The sequence below is a fragment of the Burkholderia sp. BCC0419 genome (assembly GCF_902830285.1).
Classification (GTDB): Bacteria; Pseudomonadota; Gammaproteobacteria; order Burkholderiales; family Burkholderiaceae; genus Burkholderia.
Window position 1 is genome coordinate 2,351,404 of the sequence record NZ_CADESR010000001.1, and the last position, 15,909, is coordinate 2,367,312.

At 66.3% G+C, this 15,909-nt stretch carries 15 protein-coding genes; 3 read left to right on the plus strand and 12 right to left on the minus strand.

All coding sequences use genetic code 11. The features are described 5' to 3' along the window. Positions 1–16: 16 nt before the first annotated feature. Positions 17–1,528 carry an HDOD domain-containing protein gene (locus HWW87_RS10435; RefSeq protein WP_175820222.1) on the plus strand — a complete coding sequence of 504 codons (1,512 nt, stop codon included), beginning with the start codon at positions 17–19 and terminating at the stop codon, positions 1,526–1,528. Between the two features lie 92 nt (positions 1,529–1,620). On the opposite strand, the gene HWW87_RS10440 is transcribed toward HWW87_RS10435, so the two are convergent. From HWW87_RS10440 to hisQ, 11 genes are all read right to left on the minus strand, one after another. Beyond that, entirely contained in the window at positions 1,621–2,415 is a 795-nt protein-coding gene (locus HWW87_RS10440; RefSeq protein ID WP_006490898.1) for an ABC transporter substrate-binding protein, read from the minus strand. Between the two features lie 354 nt (positions 2,416–2,769). Then, positions 2,770–3,843, minus strand: a complete 1,074-nt coding sequence (gene astE, locus HWW87_RS10445; RefSeq protein ID WP_175820708.1) for a succinylglutamate desuccinylase — start codon at positions 3,841–3,843, stop codon at positions 2,770–2,772. 7 nt (positions 3,844–3,850) lie between these two features. Continuing rightward, a complete protein-coding gene (gene astB / locus HWW87_RS10450) occupies positions 3,851–5,191 on the minus strand; it encodes an N-succinylarginine dihydrolase (protein WP_175820223.1) in 1,341 nt (446 codons plus the stop codon). Positions 5,192–5,205: 14 nt separating this feature from the next. After that, the gene (gene astD / locus HWW87_RS10455; protein ID WP_175820224.1) at positions 5,206–6,669 is read right to left on the minus strand and encodes a succinylglutamate-semialdehyde dehydrogenase; all 1,464 of its coding nucleotides are present in this window, start codon (positions 6,667–6,669) and stop codon (positions 5,206–5,208) included. Between the two features lie 7 nt (positions 6,670–6,676). Beyond that, on the minus strand, positions 6,677–7,708 hold the full coding sequence (gene astA / locus HWW87_RS10460; RefSeq protein ID WP_175820225.1) for an arginine N-succinyltransferase: 1,032 nt from the start codon (positions 7,706–7,708) through the stop codon (positions 6,677–6,679). Beyond that, positions 7,705–8,772 (minus strand): arginine/ornithine succinyltransferase subunit alpha, encoded by a 1,068-nt coding sequence (gene aruF / locus HWW87_RS10465; RefSeq protein ID WP_175820226.1) that lies wholly within the window; start codon positions 8,770–8,772, stop codon positions 7,705–7,707. The genes astA and aruF overlap by 4 nt, the downstream gene beginning before the upstream one ends. A 30-nt stretch (positions 8,773–8,802) precedes the next feature. After that, positions 8,803–10,041, minus strand: a complete 1,239-nt coding sequence (locus tag HWW87_RS10470) for an aspartate aminotransferase family protein (protein WP_175820227.1) — start codon at positions 10,039–10,041, stop codon at positions 8,803–8,805. A 1,002-nt stretch (positions 10,042–11,043) separates the two neighbouring features. Then, entirely contained in the window at positions 11,044–12,084 is a 1,041-nt protein-coding gene (locus HWW87_RS10475; RefSeq protein ID WP_174385174.1) for a GlxA family transcriptional regulator, read from the minus strand. Positions 12,085–12,105: 21 nt separating this feature from the next. After that, complete coding sequence (locus tag HWW87_RS10480) at positions 12,106–12,900, minus strand: ABC transporter ATP-binding protein (RefSeq protein WP_175820228.1); 795 nt, start codon at positions 12,898–12,900, stop codon at positions 12,106–12,108. Between the two features lie 20 nt (positions 12,901–12,920). Continuing rightward, positions 12,921–13,634: an ABC transporter permease gene (locus HWW87_RS10485; RefSeq protein ID WP_034206823.1), complete on the minus strand. Its 714-nt coding sequence runs from the start codon at positions 13,632–13,634 to the stop codon at positions 12,921–12,923. Beyond that, a complete protein-coding gene (hisQ, locus tag HWW87_RS10490) occupies positions 13,631–14,320 on the minus strand; it encodes a histidine ABC transporter permease HisQ (protein WP_034183141.1) in 690 nt (229 codons plus the stop codon). Before hisQ ends, HWW87_RS10485 begins: the two co-directional genes overlap by 4 nt. A gap of 82 nt (positions 14,321–14,402) precedes the next feature. On the opposite strand from hisQ, the gene HWW87_RS37100 reads away from it, so the two are divergent. After that, on the plus strand, positions 14,403–15,014 hold the full coding sequence (locus HWW87_RS37100; protein ID WP_244107176.1) for a BrnT family toxin: 612 nt from the start codon (positions 14,403–14,405) through the stop codon (positions 15,012–15,014). After that, the gene (locus tag HWW87_RS10500; protein ID WP_174434370.1) at positions 14,998–15,294 is read left to right on the plus strand and encodes a BrnA antitoxin family protein; all 297 of its coding nucleotides are present in this window, start codon (positions 14,998–15,000) and stop codon (positions 15,292–15,294) included. The genes HWW87_RS37100 and HWW87_RS10500 overlap by 17 nt, the downstream gene beginning before the upstream one ends. Before the next feature lie 3 nt (positions 15,295–15,297). On the opposite strand, the gene HWW87_RS10505 is transcribed toward HWW87_RS10500, so the two are convergent. After that, a complete protein-coding gene (locus HWW87_RS10505; RefSeq protein WP_175820229.1) occupies positions 15,298–15,852 on the minus strand; it encodes a hypothetical protein in 555 nt (184 codons plus the stop codon). Between the last annotated feature and the right edge of the window lie 57 nt (positions 15,853–15,909).

Below are 15,909 nucleotides of genomic sequence, written 5' to 3' on the forward strand. Positions count from 1 at the left end.
AACCGAACAGATCCGTATGTCAACCACCGAATACCTGCCCCGCACCGCGCTGCTCGACAAGCTGTGGGCCCGGATGAGCGAACGGGGCGATTTCCCGCTGCTGTCGGAATCGCTGCGCGCGACGATGGCCGCGATGAAGAACGACGACCTCGACTTCACCGCGCTCGTGCGCGTCGTGCTGTCGGACTTCGCGCTCACGCAGAAAGTGCTGCGCCTCGCGAACTCCGCGATGTACATGGCGTTCGGCGGCAACATCACTACCGTGACCCGCGCACTGATGGTGCTCGGCATGGACGCCGTCGGCCACCTCGTCGTCGGGCTCAAGCTCGTCGACCATTTCCATCAGAGTACGCCGCGGCGCATCGACGCGAAGCTGGAGCTGAACCGCGCGCTGCTGTCCGGCTGCGTCGCGCGCAAGCTCACCGAGCACGCCGAACTGCGCGGGGGCGAGGAAGCCGTCGTCTGCACGCTGATGCGCCAGGTCGGCAAGCTGCTGGTGGTCTGCTATCTCGACAGCGAATGGGACCGCATCCGCCGCCGCGCGGCCGAGCTGAACGGCGACGAAGCGGCCGCCTGCGTCGACGTACTCGGCGTCGGCTTCGACGAGATCGGCCTCGAGGCGGCCGCGCGCTGGCGGCTGCCCGACGTGATCCGCGCGGGAATGGCCAACGACGATCACGCGGCACACGCCGACGCGTTCGACGACGAGGACGGTGACGCCCGCCACGCGGGCCCGGCCGGCGACGACGGCTCGGCCGACCGCATTCGCTGGCTGCGCGCGGTGAGCCGCTGTTCGACCGACGTCGCCGGCGCGCTCGTCATGCCTGTCAGCCCGCAGCGCGACGCGCGCATCGCGGCGCTCGCGCAGCACTACGGCGCCGAGCTCGACATGGAATCCGACGCGCTCGTCGAGATCGCCGAGCGTCTCGCGCGCGAGGAAGCGAGCGACACCGTGATGCGCGAGATCGTCGAGCTGCGCGCAAACGCCGATGCTATCGCGCGCGCGCAGCGCGCGCCCGAGGCATGCCTCGAAGCCGGCCTCGCGGACCTGCGCGCGCTGCCGTCCGAGCACGTGCTGACGCCGGTGCTCGCGCTCGCGTCGGAAAGCCTGCTGGCCGGCCTCGCCTTCACGCGCACCGTGATGTTCGTGCGTCACGACGACGGCACGTTCGCCGCGCGTCTGGGCTTCGGCCCCGGCGTCGATACGGCGCTCGACCGGCTGCGCTTCGACGAACGCTTCGAGCCGGACGTGTTTCATCTCGCGATCTCGAACTCGGTCGGCATCTTCATCGAGCAGGCGCAGGAGCCGAAGATGATGAAGCGCCTGCCCGCGTGGTATCTCGACGCGTTCGACGACGCGCGCGCGTTCGTGCTGCTGCCCGTGCGCGTCGGCGCGACGAGCGTCGCGCTGCTGTACGGCGACTGGGCCGGCGCGCAACCCGCGCGCAAGATCTCGCAGCAGGAGATGGCCGTGCTCAACGAACTCGCGCGCGAGCTGGGGCGGTTCTTTCCCGGGCAGCCCGGCTGACGGCCGGCGCGCCTCCGTCGTTTCCGCTCCACAAAAGCAAACCGGCCGCATCAGCGGCCGGTTTTTTACCATCGTGCGCTCGAACGCAACGCTTACTTGAGCGTGACGGGCACGCTGAAGTACTTCTTCGCGAGATTGTCGATCGTGCCGTCGGCCTTCAGTTCCTTCAGCGCCTGATCGAGCGCGGTCTTCAGCGCCGCGTCGTTCTTGCGCAGGCCGAAGCCGACGCCCGAGCCGAGGATCTCGGTGTCGCTGACCGTGCCGCCCGCGAATGCGAAGCCCTGGCCTTGCGGCTTCGTCAGGAAGCCCTTCGAGCCGGCTTCCGAATCCTGGAAGGTCGCGTCGAGACGGCCCGACTTCAGGTCGGCATACGCCAGATCCTGCGTCTGGTACGGCACGACTTCAACGCCGGCCGGCGCCCACTTCTTCTTCGCGTACGCTTCCTGGATCGTGCCCTGCAGCACGCCGACGCGCTTGCCCTTCAGCGATTGCGGGGTCGGCAGCAGGCCGCTGCCCTGCTTCGCGATCAACTGGTTCGGAATCGTGTAGATCGGATCGGTGAACGCGATCGCATGCTTGCGCTGGTCGGTGATCGTCATGTCCGAGTTGATCGCGTCGAACTTGCGCGCCTGCAGCGCCGGGATCAGGCCATCGAAGTCGTTCTCGACCCACACGCACTTCGTCTTCAGCTTCGCGCACACCGCGTTGCCGATGTCGATGTCGAAGCCGGTCAGCTTGCCGTCGGGCGTCTTGTATTCGAACGGTGCGTACGAGGCCTCGACGCCGAACCGGATCTCCTTCAGATCCGCGGCAAACGCACTACCTGCCGCCACGGCCGATGCCGCCACCACCGCATGCGCGGCCACTTTACGCCAATCCAACTTCATCAGGTGTTCTCCTCGATACTCGAATGTTCCGGAACGACGGGCGCATGCATCATTGCAGGGCCGGATGACACCGGCAATGCCGACGCCGCGCCGTGATGCGGCGCAACAGCCGCAAGGCCGCGATTGTACCAATCCGCGCGGCCCGATATGGCAAAGCGAGCGTCGATGCGTGATGCTGCGCTGCGTGCCCGGCGGCCGCCATGCGACCCGTCGAACTTGCAAGACGGTGTCGCAAATACGCAAGCGCGACGCGCGCGCCGTCTGCGCGGCGTGCGGGCGTCATCGCAAAAATGAATGGGCTGCGGGACGATGCGTGGGCCGCGAGTCACCGCGGCCCGCACGATTGCGCATCGATCAGACGAGTGCGGCCAGCGTGTCACGCGTCGTATCGACGACGAGCAGGCCCGCGCGCAAACCCGGCTTCACGGTCGGATTCGGGAACACGATGCGTTCCTCGTCGTGCCGCACCGTGTAGCGGTAGTCGCCGTCCTGCGCGAGCACGGTGCCGCGCGGGAACGCGGTGAAGTTCGCGACGTCGGCCGCGACGAACAGCTCGAGCGCGTCGCTCTGCTTCGTGATCTGGTCGATCACGGTGAAGACGCGCGGCAGCGGCGGATGGCCGCCCCGCGGATGGCCGCCCCTTGCTTCGACCTCCGTCGACGGATGGCCGCCCCGCCCACCCGACACGAGCTTGCGCACCGCCCGGTCGGCCGGCGCGAAGCGCGTCAGGTCGTTCTGGCCGAACGGCCGCACCTTGCCGAGCTCCAGCGTGCACGCGAGCGCGCCGCAATGCTCGGCCGTGAAATGCGAATACGTGTTGCCCTTCGCCGTATGCAGCAGCACGGCCGCGATGCGTGCGTCGCCGAGCCATTCGACCATTGCGCGCGTGGGCGGCGTGCCCGTGTGCGGCAGCAGCGCGAACTGCTCGAATACCGACGCGCGGATCGCCGTATGCATGTCGATGTGCCAGCGCGCGCTGCCCGCCGGCGCCGCCGCGAAGAAGGCGGAGGCCGCCGCTTCGAGCTGCGCGGCGCGCGGCGCTTCGCGGCTCGCGGGCACCTGCGCGTGACGACCGCCGAACAGCCGGTTCAGGTCATCGTCGAGATAGCGTTCGCCCGCGCGCATCGCCGGCACGTTGCCGAGCACGACGAGCAACCGGCACGCGAGCGGCAGCGCGCCCGACGCAAGATCGCGCACGAGCATCGACAGCAGCTCGATCGGCGCGGTCTCGTCGCCGTGCACGCCGGCCGACACGAGCACGCTCGCGCGCGCCGCGGCGTCGGCGGCTGCCGGTTCGAACGCGAGTAGCCCGTCGCCGAGCCATTGCCAGCGCACCGCGCCGTCCGCGCAGGCGCCGTCGGTCACGGCAGGCGCGTCGCCCGCGAGCGTGAACGCGAGAAAGTCATCGAGCAGCGCGGCAGCCGGCATCCGTGCCTCAGCGCTGGAAGTCATACAGCGAACCGACGCGCAGGATCTGCGTGAGCTCGTCGAGCGCCGTGCGCGATTCGTCGAGCAGCGTCGGATCGGCGAGGTCTTCCGGTGCGAGACGGTCGCGGTAGTGCTTTTCGATCCACGCGTCGAGCGACGCGAACAGCGTGTCGTTGATCCACACGTTCGACGTGACGGCCGCGCGCTCCGCTTCGGTCAGCACGACGCGCAGGCGCAGGCACGCGGGGCCGCCGCCGTTCTTCATGCTTTCGCGCAGGTCGAACACGAGCACGTCGTGAATCGGGCCGTTGCCGGCCGCGAGCTGGTCGAGATAGGCGGCGACCCGCGCGTTCTCGCGGCATTCCTGCGGCACGACGAGCACCTGCGAGCCGTCCGCCCGCGACAGCAGCTGGCTGTTGAACAGGTACGACGTCACCGCGTCGTTCACGCTCACGGCCGCGTCCGGCACCTCGATCACGTTCAGGCGCGCACCGCGTGCGTCGAGCGCAGCGGTCAGCGTGTCGTAGATCGCCTGCTTGTTGACGAACGCGCGCTCGTGCGTGAACAGTGTGTCGCGGTTGCCGACCGAGATCACGTCGTTGTGGAACACGCCCGCGTCGATCACGTCCGGATCCTGCTGCGCGTAGACCGTCGCTTCCTCCGCGAGCCCGTGGCGATGCGCGACCGCGCGGCTCGCCTCGAAGGTCTGGCGGGCCGGGAAGCGCTTCGGCTCGGGGCCGCGGCGATATTCGGCACGGCCGTACACGAAGAACTCGATACCCGGCTTGCCGTATTCGGCGCAGAAGCGCGTGTGGTTCGCCGCGCCTTCGTCGCCGAGCGCCGGCGTGCCCGTCAGCGCTTCATGCACCGCGAAGTGCGCGGGGTCCGCAAACAGCGTCGACAGCGTGCGGCGCGTCGCTTCGTGCTCGATCGCGCGATGCAGCTTGCTGCACAGGTTCGCCGGCGTGAAGTGCACGCGGCCGTCGCTCGTATCCGCCGACGGGCTGACGGTGGCCGCGTTCGCGGTCCACATCGCCGACGCCGAGCTCGCCGCGGCGAGCAGTTCGGGCGCCTGTTTCGCGGCCTTCGCGATCACGTCCGCGTCCTTGCCGGAGAAGCCGAGCTCGCGCAACAGGCGCAGCGACGGCCGCTCCTGCGGCGGCAGCACGCCTTGCGCGAAGCCGAGATCCGCGAGCTGCTTCATCTTGCGCAGCCCCTGCTTCGCGGCGGCCTTCGGGTTCGCGGCCGACTTCTCGTTGTTCAGCGACGCCACGTTGCCGAACGACAGCCCGGCGTAGTTGTGGGTCGGGCCGACGAGCCCGTCGAAATTGGCTTCTTGTGCGTTCATCGTCGTTCCCTCGCTCAGAAATGCAGGCCCGGCGACAGGCTCGCGGGCAAAGTCAGTTGCGTGCTTTCCACCGACGCCATCGGATACGCGCAATAGTCGGCCGCGTAATACGCGCTCGGGCGATGGTTGCCCGAACGGCCGGTGCCGCCGAACGGCGCGGCGGACGACGCACCGTTGGTCGGCCGGTTCCAGTTGACGATCCCCGCACGGATCGTGCGGCGGAAGTGCTCCCACACCTTCGCGTCGTCGGCCAGCAGGCCCGCGGACAGGCCGAACGCCGTGTCGTTCGCGCGCTCGATCGCGTCGTCGAACGTCGCGTAGCGGACGATCTGCGCGAGCGGGCCGAAGTGCTCTTCGTCGGGCAGGTTCGCGACGCCCGTCACGTCGACGATTGCCGCATTCACGAAGCCGAGGCGCGGATCGCGCTGCGTCATCGCGATGATCGGCTTCGCGCCCTGCTCGATCAGGCGCGACTGCGCGTCGACCAGCTTCGCGGCCGCGCGTGCCGAGATCACCGCGCCCATGAACGGCTGCGGATCGGCGTCGAACACGTCGGCGGTGATCTTCGACGTGACGTCGGCGAAGCGCGCGAGGAAGCGATCGCCGAACGCGCCCTGCGGCACGAAGATGCGGCGCGCGCACGTGCAGCGCTGGCCGGCCGACAGGAATGCCGACTGGATCGTGTGATGCACGGCCGCGTCGATATCCTCGACTTCGCCGATCACGAGCGGGTTGTTGCCGCCCATCTCGAGCGCGAGCACGATTTCCGGGCGGCCGCCGAACTGCTTGTGCAGCAGCGTGCCGGTATCCGAGCTGCCGGTGAAGAACAGCCCGTCGATCTGCCGATGGTTCGCGAGCGCGATGCCGGTATCCTTCTCGCCCTGCACGAGGTTCAGCACGCCGGCCGGCAGCCCGGCTTCGTGCCACACCTCGACCGTCGCCCGCGCGACGCCCGGTGCGAGCTCCGACGGCTTGAACACGACCGTGTTGCCGGCGATCAGCGCCGGCACGATATGGCCGTTCGGCAAGTGGCCGGGGAAGTTGTACGGGCCGAACACCGCGACGACGCCGTGCGGCCGGTGACGCAGCACCGCGACGCCGTCGGCCATGTCCTGGCGCTTCTCGCCGGTGCGTTCCTGGTAGGCCTGGATCGAGATGCCGACCTTCGCGGCCATCGCCGCGACTTCGGTGCGCGCTTCCCACAGCGGCTTGCCCGTCTCGCGGCCGATCGCGGTCGCGATCGCTTCCTTGCGCTCGGTGAGCAGCGCCGCGAAGCGCTTGACGATCGCGCAGCGCGCGTCGAAGTCGAGCGCCGACCAGCCGGCGAATGCGCGGCGCGCGCTCGCGACTGCGCGGTCGACGTCGGCCGCCGATGCGCTGCCGCCCTGCCATGCGATTGCGTCGGTGCCCGGATTGCGCGAAGCGAAGACGGGGCCCGAGCCTGCGACCCAGGCGCCGTCGATGAAGAGTTCCGTCATGATTCGTTTATCCCTGTTTGACTTTGAGCGGCAGCACGCGGACCGGATCGCCGGCCTTCACGTCGAGCGCGGCGGCATCGTCGGCCGACAGCACGAACGAGCCGTTCGCGACCACGCCCGGCGCGACACCGACGCGGAAGTCGTGCAGCGACGTGTTCGACACCAGCGACTTCGGCGCGCTTTCCTGTGCATCGGGCACGCCGATCGCCACCGGCACGACGACGCTCTCGCGCACCGTGCGCAGGTCGTTGATGTGGCATTCGAGCACCGGGCCCGCGTCGAAGATGTCGACGTGGTTCTGATAGCGCAGCCCTTCCGCCTCGAGCATCTTGCGGGCCGGTAGCGTATCGCGGTGCGTGAGGCCGACCGCGTCCTGCGCGTCCTGCGGCAGGAGGTCGACGTACACCGGATAGCGCGGCATCAGTTCCGCGAGGAACGACTTGCGGCCGTGCGAGCTCAGGTAGTCCGCCGCATTGAAATCGATCTGGTAGAAGTGCGAACCGACCGCGCGCCAGAACGGTGACGTGCCGTCCTCGTCGAAGTGGCCGCGCAGTTCCGCGCAGATGCGTTCCGGAAAGCGGTCGCGAAACTGCGCGATGAACATGAAGCGCGAGCGCGACAGCAGGCCGCCGACGCCGCCCGTGCGATAGCGCGGGCTCAGGAACAGCGAGCACACTTCCGCGTAGCCCGTCAGGTCGTGCGAGATGTTCAGCGCGGACATCCGCGTCCACACGCCGAGCTCCTGGCTCGCATGCACGACCGTACTCACGCGATAGTTGTAGAACGGCTGCTCGAGGCCGACCTGCGTCTCGATTCCGCACACGCCCGCGATGTCGCCCGTCGTCGATTCTTCCATCACGAAGAAGTAGCCGGCTTCGCCCGGCGCGGCCCGGCCTTCGAGCGTGCGGCTCGAGCGTTCGACGCGCGCGGCGAGCGCGTCACGATCGGGCTTGAACGTGGTCAGGCCCGGCCCGGTTTCCTTCGCGAGCGACACGAGCGCGTCGACGTCGCCCGTTTGTACGACCCGAACGACGATCATGCTGCGTCTCCCTTCAAATCTTCATCGCTGCGGCGATGCAGCGGCACGCAGCGCACGACATCGCCTTCCTTCACATCGAGCGCCGCGCGCACGTCGCCGGCCAGCGGCGCCTGGGCACCTCGTGCGTCGGCCGTGTCGCCCGGCAGGTCGGCCAGCACGCAGCGGAACGATTCGCCGCTGCCCGTCGACACCATGTACGCGACGTCGCCCTGCTGGTGCGCGGCCTCGCGCACGACGCGCTCAGTGCCGTGCTTCACGCACGCGGTGCGGTCGACCTGCGCGGTCAGCACCGGGCCTGCGTCGAAGATGTCGACGAAGCGGTCGGGCTCGAAGCCTTCCTCGAGATGGATGTCGTACGCGAGCAGCGCCGTTTCGTTCGGCTCGCCGAGCACGCGCTGCGCGGCTTCCGGCAGCAGCGGCACGTAGAGCGGATAGGCCGGCATCACTTCCGCGATGAACGTGCGGCTGCGGCCGCCCGATGCGACGTCGACGTCGGTGAAGTCGCGGCCGAAGAACTTGCGCCCCACTGCTTCCCAGAACGGCGATGCGCCCGTGTTGTCGCTCACGCCGAGCAGCAGCGTGAACACTTCCGGCGTGAAGCGGCGGCGGTTCGCGGCGATGTACATCATCCGGGCGCGCGAGATCAGGTGCGCGGCCGCGTCGCCGCGCAGCGACGGATCGACGTAGAAGCCCGCGAGCCGGCTCTTGCCGGTCAGCTCGTGCGACATCGTGAGCGCGTGGATCTTGCGGTTCACGTGCAGCTCGCGCGACGCGTGGATCAGTGCGTCGTTGCGGAATGCGTAGAACGGTTCCGAGTAGCCGGCCGCGGCCACGATGCTCGCCGTGCCGAGCAGCTTGCCCGTCGACGAATCTTCCAGCACGAAGAGATAGAACTCCTCGCCGGCGAAGTCGACGTCCGCGCGAAACGAATCCTCGGAGAGCGCCACGCGCGCTTCGAGCGCCGCGCGGTCTTGCGGCAGCGAGTGCAGGACCGGCTGCGCGGTGCGCGCCATGTGCGCGAGCGCATCGAGATCCGTGAGTTTGCCGGGGCGAACAAATAGCATCGTCGTTCCTGTCTGCGAGGGGCGCGCCGATCAGCGCGCGGTGGCTTCCTGGGCCGCGAGCACCTGTTCGACTGCCTTCTCGAAGCGCTTCACGCCTTCGTCGAGCAGGTCGAACGGGATCACGAGCGACGGAACGAAGCGCAGCACGTTCGGACCAGCGATCAACATGATCAGGCCGTTCTCGGCGGCGGCGGTGACGAAGTCCTTCGCGCGGCCGTCGAATGCGGCGGTGAGTTCCGCGCCGACCAGGAGGCCCTTGCCGCGGATGTCCTTGAAGATGCCGAAGCGGGCGTTGATGCGTTCGAGCGCGCCCTTCAGGCGCACGCTGCGTTCGCGCACGCCTTCGAGCAGCGCCGGGTCGCCGATCAGTTCGACGACCTTGTCGGCGATTGCCGACGCGAGCGGGTTGCCGCCGTACGTCGTGCCGTGCACGCCGACCTTGAAGTGCGCGGCCAGTTCGTTCGTCGTCAGCATCGCGCCGATCGGGAAGCCGTTGCCGAGCGCTTTCGCGGTCGTCAGGATGTCCGGCGTGACGCCCGTGTCCATGTACGCGTAGAACTGGCCGGTGCGGCCCACGCCCGTTTGCACTTCATCGAAAATCAGCAGTGCGTCGTTGGTGTCGCACGCTTCGCGCAGTGCCTTCAGGAATGCCGGATCGGCGGGGATCACACCGCCCTCGCCTTGCACCGGCTCGACGATCACGGCGCAGGTTTGCGGGCCAATTGCGGCCTTCGCGGCTTCGATGTCGTTGTACGGCAGGTGCTTGATGCCGGCCGGCACGGGGCCGAAGCCTTCCGAGTATTTCGGCTGGCCGCCGACGCTGACCGTGAAGAACGTGCGGCCGTGGAACGACTGCACGAACGAGATGATTTCGACTTTGTCGGCACCGTGGCGGTCGAATGCGACGCGGCGCGCGAGCTTCAGTGCGGCTTCGTTCGCTTCCGCGCCCGAGTTCGCGAAGAATGCGCGGTCGGCGAAGGTCAGCGATTCGAGGCGCTTCGCGAGGCGCAGCACCGGCTCGTTCGTGTAGCCGTTGCCGATGTGCCAGAGCTTGCGGCCTTGTTCGTCCAGCACCTTCAGCAGTTCCGGGTGGCCGTGGCCGAGCGACGTCACGGCGATGCCGCATGCGAAATCGATGTACTCGCGGCCGGCCGTGTCCCACACGCGGGAGCCCTCTGCGCGATCCGGCACGAACGGGGCGGGAGAGAATACCGGCACCATCACTTCGTCGAATGTCTGGCGGGTCACGGTCGAGGTCGAGGTCGTCATGGTCGTTCCTTTCGGTTTCGTAAGAGGGTTCAACAGGATCAAGTTTAGGTAAGGGTGACGCAAGCGTCTTGCGGAATTGCGACGGGTTCTATCGGAAGGTTTTGGTTTTTTGCCCTCTCGGGTGGGGGGCGGCTACGCGTGTCGGTATTTTGGGGCTTTTTCTGGCTGTCTGTGGTTTGCTTCCGGTGTCGTGAAGCACCTGCGATCGTGTCGGTCTATTTGCGTCGCCCCTCCGCGGGGCAGCGGTCACTTTTCTTTGTCTTGCCAAAGAAAAGTAACCAAAAGAAAGGCGCTCAGATAACGCATGACTTCCCGGTGCCAGGGCCACCAGAGTGGACACCATCTAAGTGTCCGCGCCAGTCACGAACCCGGAGTGGTTCGAGCAATGGTTCTGACACCACTCACTACCCCACGGAGCGGTATACCGCCCGCTAGCTCCGTCCTCGCTTCGCTCGGCCGACAGGTCCATCCCCACCCATGCCGCCGTCGCCCCCTCACAAAGGATCCGCTGTACTTTCGATAAGCAGGAAATTCGGCGCTCCCGCAAGAAAAATGGGGGCCGCAAACACGTCGCTATCGCGAGAACACCGATCGTCAAACGATCCGGCCACCCAAATGCCGAGAGCAGAAAAAGGTGGCAGTCGACAGTTCGTGGAGAAGCACGAACGCAACCGCACGTCCTGAAGTACCTTGCGGCCGAGCGAAGCGAGGATGGAGCTAGCGGATGGTATACCGCTCCGTGGGGTAGTGAGTGGTGTCAGAACCATTGCTCGAACCACTCCGGGCTCCTGACTGGCGCGGACACTTTTGTGCGGTCCACTCTGGTGGCTCTGGCACCGGGAAGTCATGCGTTATCTGAGCGCCTTTCTTTTGGTTACTTTTCTTTGGCAAGACAAAGAAAAGTGACCGCTGCCCCGCGGAGGGGCGACGCAAATAGACCGACACGATCACAGGCACTTCACGAAAACCGCGAGCACACCACCAAACAAATCAAACCCAACCTCAATCTTTCCCGCGCTCGACGAGCGCCCCCCCACGAGGTTCGCTGCCGCCGCCGGTCTGCTTTTCGAGCCACGCTCGCCGATCCTCCCGAGGCGTGACCCCGAACCTTTCGCGGTAAGCGTTAGAGAAGTGCGCGGCAGAAGAGAACCCACAGGCGAGAGACACTTGCACGACAGACTTACTGGTCCGCTGCAACTGCGTCCGCGCCTTGAGCAACCGAAGATTGAGGTAATACTTGGAGGGCATCGCCCCGAGATACTGTCGAAAGAGCCGCTCCAGTTGCCTCCGAGAAACCCCAACGAGCCCGGCGATCTCATCGGTAGTAAGAGGATCCTCGACATTGGCCTCCATCAAAAGCAACGCGTCATTCAACCGAGGATGCCGCTCGCCCGGCGCGGTGACAAAGGGAATCCTCTGCCGCTCCTCGCCGCTGCGCAGCATGCCGGCCCCGAGCGCATCGGCAATCCGCTCCGCGAGGTCCGCCCCATGTTCCCGGCCAATCATGGCCAACATGAAATCGACGGTCGCCTGCCCACCGGCACAGGTCGCCCGATCGCGATCGATCTCGAAGATCTGCTGCGTGACGATCGACCGCTCGAACTGCTCGGCGAACTGCTGATACGTCTCCCAGTTCACGCTCACGCGATACCCGGAAAGCTGCCCTGCCATCGCGAGCCACCACACGCCGTGGTGAATACCGGTCACGACCGGCGTGCGCTGCCCGACCCGAGCGAGACTCGCGAGAAACAACCGGTAATCGGCAAACTGCTGAAACCGCTCCGACACGACGATCAGCCAGTCGCACGCGATCGCATCGTTGAACGCCGCATCGGCATGCCACTGCGCACCGCCCGCAAGCGGCACCGGTCGCCCGTCCCACGAACACACCTGCCAGCGATACAGCAACCGCCCGTCGATCTCGTTCGCGAGATTCAACGCATCGACGATCGGACCCACACCCGACATCGACACGGGCGGCAATGCAACGATCGCCACCTGCGTCGTGCGGGTGGCGCCTGCGGGACGAGACACCGGTACCACGGTCGAAACCCGCCCTTCGCGTTACTTGAGGCTGCCCGACAGGAACTGCTTGAGCCGCTCGCTCTGCGGGCGCACCAGCACTTCCTTCGGATCGCCCTCTTCCTCGGTCCGCCCCTGATGCAGGAACATCACGTGGTTCGACACGTTGCGCGCGAAACCCATCTCGTGCGTGACGACGATCATCGTGCGGCCTTCCTCGGCCAGCTTCTGCATCACCTTCAGCACTTCGCCCACCAGTTCCGGGTCGAGCGCAGAGGTCGGCTCGTCGAACAGCATCACGTCCGGATGCATCGCAAGCGCACGCGCGATCGCCACGCGCTGCTGCTGGCCACCGGACAGATGCGACGGATACTGCTTCTCGACGCGCGGCGCGAGCCCGACCTTCTCGAGATATTCGCGCGCACGGTCCTCGGCTTCCTTCTTCGGGATGCCGAGCACGTGCAACGGTGCTTCCATCACGTTCTCGAGCACGTTCATGTGTGCCCACAGGTTGAAGTGCTGGAACACCATCGCGAGCTTCGTGCGGATGCGCTGCAACTGCTTGTGATCGGCCACTTCGAGCGCGCCGGCGCGGTCGGTCTTCGTGCGCACGGCCTCGCCGTCGACGACGATCTGCCCCGCATTCGGCCGCTCGAGGAAATTGATGCAGCGCAGGAACGTGCTCTTGCCCGAGCCGCTCGCGCCGATGATGCTGATGACGTCGCCGGCCTTCGCGTTCAGCGACACGCCCTTGAGCACCTCGTTGTCGCCATAGCGCTTGTGGATGTCGAGCGCCGCAAGCTTGGTGGCAGCGCTCGTTTGAGTGATCTCGGCCAACTGGCTCTCCTCGAGTGAATTCAATGACGGGCGGCCGCGAGATACGCAAGCCAGTGGCGCTCCGCGCGGCGAAACGCCGCGACGAGTGCGAACGATACCGCAAGATAGATCAGCGCGGCGATCCCGAACGACTGGAACGCCATGTAGGTCGCGGAATTGGCGTCGCGCGCGACCTTCAGGATGTCCGGCACGGTCGCCGTGAACGCGACGGTGGTCGCGTGCAGCATCAGGATCACCTCGTTGCTGTACAGCGGCAGCGCGCGGCGGAGCGCCGACGGCAGGATCACGCGGCGGTACATCGTGAACGGCGTCATCCCGTATGCGCGCGCCGCCTCGACCTCGCCGTGCGGGATCGCACGGATCGCCCCGGCGAAGATCTCGGTGGTGTATGCGCAGGTGTTCAGCGCGAACGCGAGGATCGCGCAATTGAAGCCGCTGCGGAAAAACGCGTCGAGCAGCGAGTGCGAGCGCACGAACTCGAGGCTGTACATGCCCGTGTACATCAGCAGCAACTGCACGTAGAGCGGCGTGCCGCGGAACACGTACGTGTAGAACCGCACGGGCATCGACACCCACTTGTTCCGCGACACGCGCGCGACCGCGAGCGGCACCGCGCACACGAAGCCGAGCGAAATCGATGCGACGAGCAGCCACAGCGTCACCGCGAGGCCGGACAGGCGCTGGCCGTCCCAGAAAAGGAACGCCTTGCCGAATTCCTGGAGGATCTCGATCATAGTTCTGCGTGCCGCACGCCCATGGAATAACGCTTCTCGAGCTGGATCAGCACGAGGTTGGAGACGGTCGTGATCGCGAGATAGATCAGCGCCGCGACGAGGATGAAGAAGAACATGTTGAACGTGCTCTTGCCGGCGTCCTGCGCGGCCTTCACGACGTCCGCGAGACCGATGATCGACACCAGCGCGGTCGCCTTCACGAGCACCTGCCAGTTGTTGCCGATGCCCGGCAGCGCAAAGCGCATCATCTGCGGAAACATGATCCGCGCGAACACGCGCGCGCCGCTCATCCCGTAAGCCGCGCCAGCTTCGAGCTGGCCGCGCGGCACCGACAGGAACGCGCCGCGAAACGTCTCGGTGAAGTACGCGCCGTAGATGAAGCCGAGCGTCAGCACGCCGGCCACGAACGGATCGATGTCGATCTGGCTCCAGCCGACGAGGTCGGTGAACTGGTTCAGCCAGATCTGGATGCTGTAGAACAGCAGCAGCATCAGCACAAGATCGGGCACCGAGCGGATCAGCGTCGTATAACCGGTCGCAATCGCTCGCAGCACCCGGTTGTGCGACAGCTTCGCCACCGCGCCGATCAGCCCCAGCGCCACCGCAGTGGCGAGCGACAACACCGACAGCTCGATGGTCTGCACGGTGCCGGCCCAGAGGACAGGACCAAAGCCGTAAAGGAACACGCGCGTCTCCAGAGTTGAATGAATGCCGACGCGTATGCCTGTCCCACGCCGGGCTGACGCGGATAGTCGCAAGCGAAATTAATTGCCTCAAATCACCGTGCGCGCGATTGCTGCGTCGCAGCAATTCGTCCCACCATTTGTGCGCACGACTTACGCCGCTGTTTCAAAAGGGAAAAACCCGCTCCCTGACAGTCTGATGACACGCCGGGAAGCGGGTTTTTTGCAATTTTCCGGTCGCTTTTTCGATATAGCGCCGGACTGGCCATCGGGCCGAATGGGCATCTCCGGACCCACGCCACACAATCGCTCGCTCATGCCCGCGACGCGATGCGCGCCGATTCGACGTCACCCGTGGCGCCGCCTTATTTTTGCATCTACAAGAACCTCTTGCCATCTCATGTTTTCGCATCCACAATTAATCGAAATTCCGTTCGTCTTCGATGATGCCAAGGATCTGTCGAACCGACTGAAACATGGCATATCGCTGCGAATGGCCGAATTCGCCGAGTGGGAAGCAGCGTGCGCGTGGCCGGACGTCCGTCGCGATTACGGCGAGACGCGCTGGATCTGTCTGGTGCCGATCGGCGCGCGTCTTCACACGGCGATCGTCGCTCCGCGCGGCCGCACGCTGCGTGTCGTCAGCCTGCGAAAAGCCAACAACCGAGAGATGAATCGATATGAAGAAGGCGGTTAAATTCATACGCAACACGCCCGAGGAAGAAGCGGCGATCGCGCGCGGCATCGCCGCCGATCCGGACGCCCATGAACTCAGCGACGAAGAAATCGATGCGATGGAGCCATTCGTCGAAGTCGTCGCGAAGAAGTTCGGGCGCCCGAAGCTCGAGCACCCGAAGGAACAGGTCAGCATCCGCTACGACGCCGACATCCTCGCCGCGTTTCGGGCAGACGGCCCCGGCTGGCAGACGCGCATGAACGATGCGCTGCGCGACTGGCTGAAGAAGCACCGCGCGTGAACGTCACCGCCCTTTCAGGATGTCGGAGCGCGAAGTCGTATAGACGAGCCCGTCCGGGCCGAAATGGACGTTGAAGAACGCGTCGGTGTTGACGCCGTCCTCGAGCCAGCGCCAGCTCCAGACCGTCTCGGGCTTCAGCGGATATTGCGCGATGTCGCCGGGCTTGCCGAGCAGGCGCCGCACCTCGTCCTCGTCCATCCCCGGGCGCACTTTCGCGAAATTCTCGGCGGTCAGCACCTGCGTCGCGCCCGTGTAGCGCCCGTTCGCATCGAGATCGACGAACCAGGTCTGGTTGCCCATCGGGCCGCGCGGATACTCGAGACGCTTCGAGCCATCGGTGAACGTGCGCTCGGTCTCGGGCTTGCCCATCGTGCCGCGCACGTCGGCCTCGGTCGATTCGCCGACCTTCAGCCCCTTCAGCAGCAGCGGCGCGGGCTTGATCGCGTTGAAGAAGTCCCTGATACGTTGCACGTCGAGATGGCCTTGGTCGTCGCAACCGGTTAGCGCCAGCGCGGCGGCCAGCATCGTCACGGAAAGCAGCCGGGAACGGAAAATCATCGGAAGAATGGCGCGTGGAGAAAACACGCGGCAAGGATACCCGCGCGGCGCCAAAAG